The organism is Pseudorhodoplanes sp. (genome assembly GCF_050250235.1).
GTDB lineage: Bacteria > Pseudomonadota > Alphaproteobacteria > Rhizobiales > Xanthobacteraceae > Pseudorhodoplanes.
In genome coordinates, this window is the sequence record NZ_JBFWPA010000174.1 from 1 (window position 1) to 10,237 (window position 10,237).

The 10,237-nt window shown below is 62.5% G+C and carries 11 protein-coding genes; 5 read left to right on the top strand and 6 right to left on the bottom strand.

The features are described from left to right. A partial coding sequence (locus AB7F49_RS34900) for an NAD(P)-dependent oxidoreductase (RefSeq protein ID WP_428531051.1) occupies window positions 1-704 on the top strand: 704 nt, incomplete at its 5' end. 76 nt (window positions 705-780) lie between these two features. Here the strand turns inward: AB7F49_RS34900 and AB7F49_RS34905 are convergent. Together AB7F49_RS34905 and AB7F49_RS34910 are read right to left on the bottom strand one after the other, a co-directional pair. Further along, window positions 781-2,721: a caspase family protein gene (locus AB7F49_RS34905; protein WP_428531054.1), complete on the bottom strand. Its 1,941-nt coding sequence runs from the start codon at window positions 2,719-2,721 to the stop codon at window positions 781-783. 203 nt (window positions 2,722-2,924) lie between these two features. Continuing rightward, the gene (locus AB7F49_RS34910; protein ID WP_428531057.1) at window positions 2,925-3,536 is read right to left on the bottom strand and encodes a glutathione S-transferase family protein; all 612 of its coding nucleotides are present in this window, start codon (window positions 3,534-3,536) and stop codon (window positions 2,925-2,927) included. A gap of 97 nt (window positions 3,537-3,633) precedes the next feature. Between AB7F49_RS34910 and AB7F49_RS34915 the strand changes: the two genes are divergently transcribed. Genes AB7F49_RS34915 through AB7F49_RS34925 form a run of 3 tightly spaced genes read left to right on the top strand, consistent with a single transcriptional unit; the run spans window position 3,634 to window position 6,200 of the window. Beyond that, window positions 3,634-5,211, top strand: a complete 1,578-nt coding sequence (locus tag AB7F49_RS34915) for a sensor histidine kinase (protein ID WP_428531060.1) — start codon at window positions 3,634-3,636, stop codon at window positions 5,209-5,211. Window positions 5,212-5,269: 58 nt separating this feature from the next. After that, a complete protein-coding gene (locus AB7F49_RS34920) occupies window positions 5,270-5,494 on the top strand; it encodes a DUF1289 domain-containing protein (RefSeq protein ID WP_428531063.1) in 225 nt (74 codons plus the stop codon). 4 nt (window positions 5,495-5,498) lie between these two features. Continuing rightward, complete coding sequence (locus tag AB7F49_RS34925) at window positions 5,499-6,200, top strand: TIGR02281 family clan AA aspartic protease (protein ID WP_428531066.1); 702 nt, start codon at window positions 5,499-5,501, stop codon at window positions 6,198-6,200. Window positions 6,201-6,210: 10 nt separating this feature from the next. Here the strand turns inward: AB7F49_RS34925 and AB7F49_RS34930 are convergent, their stop codons facing one another. From AB7F49_RS34930 to dusA, 4 genes are all read right to left on the bottom strand, one after another. Next, window positions 6,211-6,534: an MmcQ/YjbR family DNA-binding protein gene (locus tag AB7F49_RS34930; protein WP_428531069.1), complete on the bottom strand. Its 324-nt coding sequence runs from the start codon at window positions 6,532-6,534 to the stop codon at window positions 6,211-6,213. 13 nt (window positions 6,535-6,547) lie between these two features. Continuing rightward, on the bottom strand, window positions 6,548-6,973 hold the full coding sequence (locus AB7F49_RS34935) for a VOC family protein (protein WP_428531072.1): 426 nt from the start codon (window positions 6,971-6,973) through the stop codon (window positions 6,548-6,550). Between the two features lie 214 nt (window positions 6,974-7,187). Next, complete coding sequence (locus tag AB7F49_RS34940; RefSeq protein ID WP_428531075.1) at window positions 7,188-8,018, bottom strand: sulfite exporter TauE/SafE family protein; 831 nt, start codon at window positions 8,016-8,018, stop codon at window positions 7,188-7,190. A 42-nt stretch (window positions 8,019-8,060) separates the two neighbouring features. Next, window positions 8,061-9,068 carry a tRNA dihydrouridine(20/20a) synthase DusA gene (gene dusA, locus AB7F49_RS34945; RefSeq protein ID WP_428531078.1) on the bottom strand — a complete coding sequence of 336 codons (1,008 nt, stop codon included), beginning with the start codon at window positions 9,066-9,068 and terminating at the stop codon, window positions 8,061-8,063. Between the two features lie 111 nt (window positions 9,069-9,179). Here dusA and AB7F49_RS34950 point away from each other — a divergent pair. Continuing rightward, window positions 9,180-10,237 (top strand): site-specific integrase (locus tag AB7F49_RS34950; protein WP_394017667.1); only part of this gene is annotated, 1,058 nt, incomplete at its 3' end.

Below are 10,237 nucleotides of genomic sequence, written 5' to 3' on the forward strand. Positions count from 1 at the left end.
CCGCCGTCGGCCAGGATTTTGTCATGTGCTGCGTCGGCAATGACGACGACCTGCGGCAGGTGACGCTTGGAGCGGACGGCGCCTTCGCCGGCATGAAAGCAGGCGCGGTCTTTGTCGATCACACCACGGCCTCGGCCGAAATCGCGCGCGAGCTGTTTCAGGCCGGGAGGGAGCGCGGCTTCGCGGTGATCGACGCGCCGGTCTCGGGCGGACAGGCAGGTGCAGAAAATGGTGTGCTGACCGTGATGTGCGGCGGGGATTCCGAGCCCTTCGCACGAGCGGAGCCGGTGATCGCGGCCTATGCACGGGCCTGCAATCTGATGGGCGCCGCAGGCTCCGGCCAGCTCGCAAAAATGGTCAACCAGATTTGCATTGCCGGACTGGTACAGGGACTGTCGGAGGGCCTCCACTTTGCGAAGAAGGCCGGCCTCGACGTCGAGAAGCTGATTGCGACCATCTCCAAGGGCGCCGCTCAGTCCTGGCAGATGGAAAACCGGTACAAGACCATGAACGAGGGAAAGTTCGATTTCGGCTTCGCGGTCGACTGGATGCGCAAGGACCTCGGCATCTGCATCGCCGAAGCCCGCAGAAACGGTGCGCATTTGCCGGTCACCGCGCTCGTCGACCAGTTCTATTCCGAGGTCCAGGCCATGGGTGGCAAACGATGGGACACCTCGAGCCTGATCGCACGGCTGGAGCGCTGATGTAAGGGCTTGAAGCCGCTGGAAAGAAAAAGGCCGGCGCTGAGGCCGGCCTGTTTCATTCCTGTTGCGGTTTCGATCAGCGGCGTCCGCCGCCCCGGCCCCCACCGAAGCCGCCACCACCGAACCGGCCACCGCCGCCGCCACCACCGACAAACCGGCCGCCACCACCGCCGCCGCCGTTGAACGCACGCGGCTGGAAGTTCTGGCGCGGAGCCTGGAAGGTCTGGCGCTGCTGGAACTGCGGACGTTGAACCTGCGGGCGCTGAACCTGCGGACGCTGGAACTGCGGACGCTCGAACTGCGGGCGCTGAACCTGCGGGCGCTGGAATTGCGGGCGCCCTTGGTTGATCACCGGACGGCGAACGTTGTTGTTGCCGTTCTGGTTGATCACCGGACGGCCACCGTTGTTGTTGCCGTTCTGGTTGATTACCGGACGGCCACCGTTGTTGTTGCCGTTCTGGTTGATGACCGGACGGCCACCGTTGTTGTTGCCGTTCTGATTGATCACCGGACGGCCACCGTTGTTGTTGCCATTCTGGTTGATTACCGGACGGCCACCGTTGTTGTTGCCGTTCTGGTTGATCACCGGACGGCCACCGTTGTTGTTGCCGTTCTGGTTGATCACCGGACGGCCACCGTTGTTGTTGCCGAAGCCCGGACGGCCGTTGTTGCCGTTACCGTTGTTGCCGAAGCCCGGGCGGCCGTTGTTGCCATTGCCGACATTTGCGAAATTGATGACCCGGCGCCCACCATTGCCGAAGCCTTCGCGGCCACCAAGCCTGATCACGCGGCGGCCATCGTTGCCAACGTTGATGCGGACGTTGCCGAACCGGCCGTCGCCGAACCGGCCCTCGCCGCGGCGCGGGAACGCGATGTTGATCTGACGCGGACGCTCCTGAAGGCGGCGGGCGGCACGGCCGAGACCGCTGTCGCGGAAGCGGCGGGCAAAATCCGCATAATCTTCCGGACGATTGCGGTGGGTGACGTTCTGCCAGGCGACCATCTGCTTGCGGCGGTTGAGCAGCCGGCGGACGTGATCGGCGAGCGGATCGGCCGCGTAAACGCGCACGAACTCCTCGTAATATTCTTCCTTGTCTTCCGCGATCGCGACCTCATAGGCTTGGCGGACCGGACGCGAGGCGAGTTCGTTTACCGCGACCTTGGCCGGCACCACCACCGGCGCGACCGGCGTCTCGGCATTCGGGAAAAACACGAATTCGGTGTTGAGGCGCGCGCTGTCCCAGGGAGTCTGCTTCTTGTCGGTGGAGTCATTGACCAGAAGGCGAACTTTCTTGAACACCTGCTCGACCGGCAGGTTCGGGGTGCGCGCGGTGCGCATGAAGGCGCTCGCATACGGGCTGTGCTTGCCAAGCCCATCGAACGCCACCGTGCCGGGAGCGGTCGAATAGGCGATCAGCGCGCCCTCAGGTGCGTCGACCAGTGCGAGGCCGCCATTGTCGTCATTGGCGGAGCCGCCGAAAGGATTGTTGCGGCACGCATCGACCACAACGATCCGCGCCTTGGTTTTGGTGGCTTCGAGCGCGGCCACCACGTCGGCGAGCTTCACACCCTGGTCCGGGAGATCGTCTTCGCCCTGGAATTTGGCATCGATCGGGATCAGGTAGTTTTCGCCATCGACCTGCATGCCGTGGCCGGCGTAATACACCATCGCGACGGTATTTTCGCCCTTTTCGAGAATCCGGGCAGCAAATTCCTCCACCGTCTGCTTCATGATATCGCGGGTCAGGTCGAAGGCCATGACGACCTCGAAGCCGGCCTGGTTCAGCATTTGCGACACCGCCTGGGCGTCGTTGACCGGATTGCTCAGCGGCTTGTTGGTCTGATAGGCGGAATTGCCGATAACCAGCGCAACCCGGGTCTCAGCCTGGGCGGCCTGGGCGAGTTGAAAGCCGCTCGATTGCAGGGCGGCGGTCCGGACCTGGGCGGTCACCGAACTGGACAGAGCCGCCGTGGCGGCGGCGGCAATCAGGAATGACGCGAACCCCTTCCGAAACATGACGTCCTCCATGAGCAAAAATTAATGACTCGGAGGTTCGTCGCGACCCGGACGGGCCTGGTTCACCGGCTTCGCCGCAATCGTGCCCGCATCGTGCCCCGGCCTTTCAAAGTCTTGTGACCAGCCCCGGACGGAAGCCGCAAACCAACGGAAGAAGAAAAAATATCGAGATTTTACAATCAGTTATTAGAAAGCCTGCTGGCTCATGCCGTGGCACTCGGCCTCGCCGAAAGTTCCGTGTGCCACCGCGCCACATGGGTGAATTCCGGCGGCATTGCGAGCTTGGCGGCACGCAGGAAATCCAGGGCGATCAGCCCGGTAATGTCCGCGACCGAAAAGCCGTCTCCGGCGGCAAAGCGCCGGCCGGACAATTCCCGGTCGAGCAGGGAAAGGAATTCCAGCACCCGGGACTTGTTGGCCTCCCCCCAGGCGGGGACCTGCGGCACCTCGTGATCCTTCATTCCCGGATGCAAATGGCGGAAGACATGCTGAATCCCGCCCAGCAGGTGCAGTTCGATCCGCCGCTGCCACATCTCGACCATGGCAATTTCAAGCGCCGTCCGTCCGAACAGCGCCGGCTCCGGCTGCAACGCCTCGAAATAGCGGCAGATCGCAATCGACTCGCAAATAATCGTGCCATCGTCGAGTTGCAGCGCGGGCACCCGCTGCATCGGATTGATGGCCGTGTAGCGATCGGACTTGTGCTCCATCGCGCCGAGGTCGACCGGCGCCAGCGGCACCGAAATGCCCTTCTCCTTCAGAAAGACCCGAACGCGGCGTGGATTGGGCGCCCGGCCGCCGTCATAGAGCCGCACAAGTAATCCCCCGTTAGGCCGGTTTGCGGAACAGATTAAGGTTGCCCTTAAGGTTTTTGGGCGACTTTGGCCAGAATTTTTGAGGTCCCGTTCGCGCATGACCACCAGCAATGCCAGCGATGCCCGCGAGGAGGCGGCGGCCAAACGGCGCCGCGCCGCGGCGCAGCGGGTGCGCGACGCGCGCGACAGGCTGACCTCGACCTCCGGAACACGTCCGGTGTTCGACTACGAACTGATGCGGATGTTCGCGCAGAACCGCCTCTCCGCTTCGTTCGTCGTATTCCTGCTGGTCGCCACCGTCGGGTTTCTTTCAAGCTTGTGGACGGGGGCGGCAAGCGCCGGGGTGTGGACGGTCTCCGTCCTGCTGATTCACGCCGTCATGGTCACGAAATGCAGGCAGTTCCTGGCGACGCCGCCGTTCGAGGTCAATATCAAGGCCTGGCGTATCCGTTTCGTGATCCTCGATCTGTTCTTTGGCCTCGCCTGGATGTTCAACCTGGTGCAGCCGGTCGGTGTCGTCGAAGGCACCGGCACCTTCATGCTGTTCGTGATGCTGCTGGTGGTTGCGGTATCCAGCATGCTCGCTTTCTCGCTGCCGATCGCCGTGTTCGCCGCGACCGTCCCTGTCACCGGCGCGGTTGCGATCAATTTCGCGCTCAAGGGCAATCTGCACGACTATATCCTGGCGATTATGGCGGTAACCGCACAGGGCTATTTCCTGCTGCTGGCGCATCGCCTCTATTCATCCGCGCTGCAGACACTGCAGGCACGCGCCGAAAAGGACATGCTGATCGGCGAACTGGAACAGGCGAAAACCATTTCCGATGAGGCGCGCCACCGCGCCGAGGCCGCCAATATCTCGAAGTCGCGCTTTCTGGCGCAGATGAGCCACGAATTGCGGACTCCCCTCAACGCCATTCTCGGCTTTTCCGAAGTGATGAAGAACGAGATTTTCGGCCCGCATACCGTGACGGCCTACAAGGAATATTCCAACGACATTCACGATTCCGGACAGCATCTGCTCGGACTCATCAACGAGATTCTCGACCTTTCGCGCATCGAGGCCGGCCGCTATGAGCTGAACGAGGAAGCCATATCCCTCGTCAATGTCGTGCAGGACTGCCATCACCTCATGAAGCTGCGCGCCAAAAACCGGATGATTGCGATCCACGAAGTCTTCGAACCCGACCTTCCGCGGGTTTGGGGCGACGAACGTGCGATCCGCCAGATCGCGCTGAACCTGCTGTCGAATGCCGTGAAGTTCACCCCGCAGGGCGGGGAGATATGGATCAAGGTCGGCTGGACCGCGTCGGGCGGGCAATATTTCAGCGTCAAGGATACCGGGCCTGGCATCCCCGAGGATGAAGTTCCGGTGGTGCTGGCGTCGTTCGGCCAGGGGTCGAACGCGATCAAATCCGCCGAACAGGGCGCCGGACTTGGCCTGCCGATCGCCAAGAGCCTGGTCGACCTGCATGGCGGCACCTTCACGCTGAAATCGAAATTGCGGGTGGGCACGGAGGTCATCATCGCATTGCCTCCGGAACGCATCATGACGGCATTGGCGCCGTTGTCGGAGCCTTCCCCCACCATTCAGCCGAACGAGCCGCCGCTGCCGATCGTGCCCTTCGACAGGCGCGACGGCACCACTCAGCCGGCCAGCAAGTCCGTCGCCTGACCGTCGCATTGCCTTTCGCCGCGTCGCACCTATGTTGCGGGGACGGATTCTCCACGACATGCCCGTGATCGAAACACCCTGCCTCAAGATATGCGTGCTTGAGCCCGGCTCCCGTCTGTGCCGGGGCTGTGGTCGCACGATCGATGAAATCGCCGGCTGGGGCACAATGTCCGGGAGCGAGCGGCACCGCATCATGGCATTGTTGCCGGATCGAATCGCAGCCATGGGAACGGCCCCGGGATCGCCTGTACCCAGGCCCGACGGCACGGCTCCGAGGGATTAGTCCATTGCGCAGCCCGATCTTCTGGCTCCTGATGATCGGCCTTGCGCTGTCGGTCGCCGTTTTGATCGCCCGGCATGATGCCGGCACGGTCGGACCGTTGAGTTCCGATGACTTCGCGGCGCTCGCTGCGAAGATCGCGCTGCTCGTCTTTCTCGGCAGCAGCGCGCTCGTGGTGTTTCGCGAAAGCATCGGCAAGGCTTTGCAGATCGTGCTGATCTGGATCGTGATCGGCCTCGCGCTTGCGCTCGGCTACACCTATCGGTTCGAACTGCGCGGCGTCTATGACCGCGTGATGGCGGAAATGGTCCCTGGGCGCGCTGCGTCGCGCGGACGCGTTGTCGAATTCGCGCGCGGTCGCGGCGGATCATTCGATGTCTCGACCAGAGTCAATGGCGGGATCGTGCCGATGATACTCGATACCGGCGCCAGCGCCGTTGTCCTGACCCAGGAGGCCGCGAAGGCCGCCGGTCTCCCGCTCGAAGTGCTGAGCTACAGTGTCACCGTGGATACCGCGAACGGAAAGACCCGCGCCGCCGCGGTGACGCTCGACAGCGTCAGTGTCGGCGGGCTCGTGGAGCGGTCGGTTCCCGCGCTGATCGCGCAGCCCGGACAATTGCGCACCAGTCTGCTCGGCATGAGCTTCCTGAACCGGCTGGAAAGCTGGGAGGTTCGCGGCGACAAGCTGATCATGCGCGGCTATCCGTAACCGCGATCACTCACCGCTTCGTTGATCTCGGCACCGCGTGCCGCCAGGCCATTTCGAGCGCCTGACGCAATTCGGGGATGCTCAGTTCCGACAGCGTCGCCGTGGTCCAGCCCTGCCGTCCCCACCCGCCGGCGACGGCCTGGAAGGCATGCGGCGCCAGCGTGCATTTGAATTGCTGCTGGTCCGGCGAGAATTTGAAATTGGCGGTCTTTCCGTCGGCGGCAAGCGTCGCGTAGATTCGTCTGACCCTGAACGCGGCGCGATCGAAATGTGGTGCAACCGTCGTACCCTCGAGCGACAGCGCGATGTGTCGAAGATCAGCGGCACTGGCCATGGGCATTGGGCCGTCAGGATTTCGAGGCCCACGGATCGTAGCTGCCGACATTCCAGAGATGCCCTTCGGGATCGCGGCACGAGAATGCGCGCCCGCCATAGGGCCTGTCCTCGATCGGAATCACGATCTCGCCACCGAGCGCAACGACGCGCGTGAAAACTTCGTCGGCATCGCGGACCACCAGATACGGGCTCTGCGTCGTCCCCTTCAGCCTCGCAGGCGTCGACTGCATTTCGGCGAAGGCACCGTCCTTCTGCTCCGAGCCGAGCATGATCATGCCCGAGCCGAGGGTCAGTTCGGCATGGGAGATTCCGCCGGCATCGTCATCGTAGACCGCATGGCGCTCAAAACCGAACGCCTCGCAGAGCCATTGCAGCATGCGCGGCGCCTCGCGATAGGTCAGGCACGGAATGACGGCGCTGCCGCGATGCTGGGTCATGGCATTCTCCTTCGGTCCTCCAAACGCTAGACGAAGACACTCGTCCGGTCTTGAACGTTTGTTACCGGGGCAGCCGGCGCCATGATGCCGGTTCCGTCCGGGAGGATGCGCAGGCAGCGAGCACGCCGGCGGGCCTGCGCCGGAACCGGGTCCAGCGCCCGAAATCCGGGACATGGTCGGTCCGGGAAAGCGGCTGCGCATCGGTCATCGGGACCTAGGGTAGCAGGCTGACGATGAACCGAATCGCGACAATCCAGAGGAAAATCCCGAAGGCGCGTTCAAGTTTTCGTCGCGACAGCGCATGCGCGATCCGCGCGCCATATGGGGCGACGAGCGCGCTGACCGGCGCCATCAGCGCAACCCCGAGAAGCGATACGTAGCCGACCGAAAAGGGCGGCATCAGGGCCTGATGCGGGAGGCCCGCGATAATGAATCCGACCGTACCGATGAGAGATATGACGACGCCCACCCCCGCCGAAATCCCGACCGCCGTATGGATCGGCTGTCCGTATAGACTGAGAATCAGAACCGACACCGCGCCTCCGCCCACTCCCATCATCGCCGAATAGAAACCGATGAAAACACCATAGACCGACATCAGGAGGCGGCCCGGCAGCGTGTCGGCGATCCGCCAGCCGTCGCGCGCGAACAGGAACTTGCCGCCGAGCAGGAACGCCATCACGGCGAAGAAGGTCTTGAAGACGGCAGCCGGAGCCACGGCCGCAACGACGCCGCCGACCATCACGCCCGCAGTGATCGGAGCGATCCACGCTTTCAGGACCCCCTTCGGCAGCGTGCCGCGCGCGCGATGCGCGAGGTAGGACCGGATCGAAGTCGGGATGATGATCGCAAGCGAGGTGCCGACGCATAGCTGGACGCGGATGTCTTCGGATACGCCAAGGATGCGGAAAATCTCGTAGAGCACCGGCACGATGACGGCACCGCCCCCGACGCCGAACAGCCCGGCCAGCAGTCCGGTCAGGACGCCGCCGACCACGATCGCAACCGCAAGCAAGGCAAGCTCGCCGGCCGGAATGCCGAACATCGCACGCTCCGGGGGAAAAAGGCCGGCGCGAGGCGGCCGGCGTCAGGCTGCAGCGGTGTGCGGCATCGCAGCGCCGGTGTCCACCACAAGCGCGAGCGCTTCCTGCAGGACTGCTATGCCGGCATCGGGCTTCACGGCATGCATCGCAAGATGCCGGCGGAAGGCGCGGGCCCCCGGCACGCTGCGAAACAGCCCGAGCACATGCCGCGTCATTGCGTGCAGGCGGGTGCCCGCCGCGAGTTCGCGTTCGACATAGGGGAAGAACGCTTCCACTGCCGGTTTCGGGTTGACGAAGGGCGCCTCCCCGCCGAACAGCGCGGCGTCGGTCGTGAGCAATCGCCACGGTTCCTGATACGCGGCGCGGCCCATCATCACGCCATCGACGTGCTGGAGATGATCGCGCGCAGCATCGATCGATCCGACGCCGCCATTGATGGAGATGTGGAGATCGGGATGCGCCGCTTTCAGCCGGTAGACGCGGCCGTAATCGAGCGGCGGAATATCGCGATTCTCGCGCGGCGAGAGGCCTTTCAGCCACGCCTTGCGGGCATGCACGATCAGTGCATCCACGCCCGCTGTGGTCACCGCGTCCGTCAGCATGTCAAGGGCGGCTTCCGGGTCCTGATCGTCGATGCCGATGCGGCATTTCACCGTGACAGGGATCGCGACGGCCTGCTTCATCGCGGCGACGCATGCGCCGACCAGTTGCGGCTCCGCCATCAGGCAGGCGCCAAACCGGCCATCCTGGACGCGGTCTGACGGGCAGCCCACATTGAGATTGACTTCGTCATAGCCAAAGTCCTGAGCGATCCGCGCGCTTTCGGCGAGATCGCGGGGGTCCGACCCGCCGAGCTGCAGCGCCACCGGGTGCTCCATCGCATCGAAGCGCAAGAGCCGCTGCCGGTCACCGTGCAAAACCGCTCCGGTCGTGATCATTTCGGTATAGAGCAGCGCATGGCGCGTCAGCAGGCGATGGAAGGCCCGGCAATGCCGGTCTGTCCAATCCATCATAGGCGCCACGGCAAATCTATGTGATTGATTTAGCTGCATTTTTTCAGTACATTCAGATCGTTAGGTCCCGTCGTGTGCACTCATTTTTGCGACGTCATACGACGATTTTTCCGGCTTTTCGACACCTCAGTGCACACGGAGCGCACACGCGTGGCTACCTTTAGCAGATTAAAGTCAGGTTCGTGGCGTGCTCAGGTCCGACGTAAAGGAAAGTACGTCAATGAGACATTCGTCCGCCGTAAGGACGCCGAGGAATGGGCACTGGACATCGAGCGAAGAATTGATCGTCAGGAGCCTGCAACTTCGCGAGCCCGAGAGGCCAAACTTTTTGGCGATCTCATCGCTCTTCACCGCCAAGACCTTGAAGAGGTCAGCAAGAAAATCGGGCGGTCGAAGGACGCGAGTCTAAAATTCCTTGACGAGAGGCTCGGACATCTCCGTTTGGGAGAACTCGATCGCGAGCGTCTCATCAAGTTCGGAAAAGAGCGCGCGCAAGAGGGCGCGGGTTCCGTGACGGTTGGCATCGATTTGGGATACATCAAGACGATTCTCTCACATGCCGCAGCGGTACATGGCGTGACCGTTTCGATCGAACCAATCAATCTCGCGCGTATTGCTCTCGGACGCCTTGGTCTTGTCGGCAAGGGCAACGAGCGCGACCGTCGCCCAACACAAAAGGAGCTCGATCTCATCATCGCGAGTCTCGCAGCCAATGACCGGCAACAAATCCCCGTTGACCGGATCATTAGATTTGCCGTCGCAACGGCAATGCGGCAGGACGAAATTGCGCGCGTCGAGTGGCGTGACTTTGATCCCGAAAGCAAGATGCTTCTCATTCGAGATCGCAAGGACCCTCGGAAGAAGAAAGGCAACGATCAACGCATCCCGCTGCTGGACGTGTCGGGATATGACGCGTGCGAGATCATTGAAGAACAAGGACGCTTTTCAAATATTCGCGAAGGTAGAATTTTTCCGTACAACGGACGTTCGGTCGGCACGGCGTTTCGCCGTCAATGCAAAGACCTCAAGATCGAAGATCTTCATTTCCATGATCTTCGTCATGAAGGTACGAGCCGCCTCTTTGAAGCCGGTTTCTCAATCGAACAGGTCGCACTTGTTACCGGCCACAAGGACTGGAAGATGCTCCGGCGCTATACGCACCTGAAGCCAGAGACATTGCATTTGAAGAAAGCATCACAGGCTGCTTA

Bases quoted from the DNA above. Each gene is read 5' to 3' on its own strand.
- AB7F49_RS34905 (WP_428531054.1), bottom strand. From the start codon at position 2,721: ATGTTTCGGAAGGGGTTCGCGTCATTCCTGATTGCCGCCGCCGCCACG.
- AB7F49_RS34915 (WP_428531060.1), top strand. From the start codon at position 3,634: ATGACCACCAGCAATGCCAGCGATGCCCGCGAGGAGGCGGCGGCCAAA.
- AB7F49_RS34920 (WP_428531063.1), top strand. From the start codon at position 5,270: ATGCCCGTGATCGAAACACCCTGCCTCAAGATATGCGTGCTTGAGCCC.
- AB7F49_RS34930 (WP_428531069.1), bottom strand. From the start codon at position 6,534: ATGGCCAGTGCCGCTGATCTTCGACACATCGCGCTGTCGCTCGAGGGT.
- AB7F49_RS34935 (WP_428531072.1), bottom strand. From the start codon at position 6,973: ATGACCCAGCATCGCGGCAGCGCCGTCATTCCGTGCCTGACCTATCGC.
- AB7F49_RS34940 (WP_428531075.1), bottom strand. From the start codon at position 8,018: ATGTTCGGCATTCCGGCCGGCGAGCTTGCCTTGCTTGCGGTTGCGATC.
- dusA (WP_428531078.1), bottom strand. From the start codon at position 9,068: ATGCAGCTAAATCAATCACATAGATTTGCCGTGGCGCCTATGATGGAT.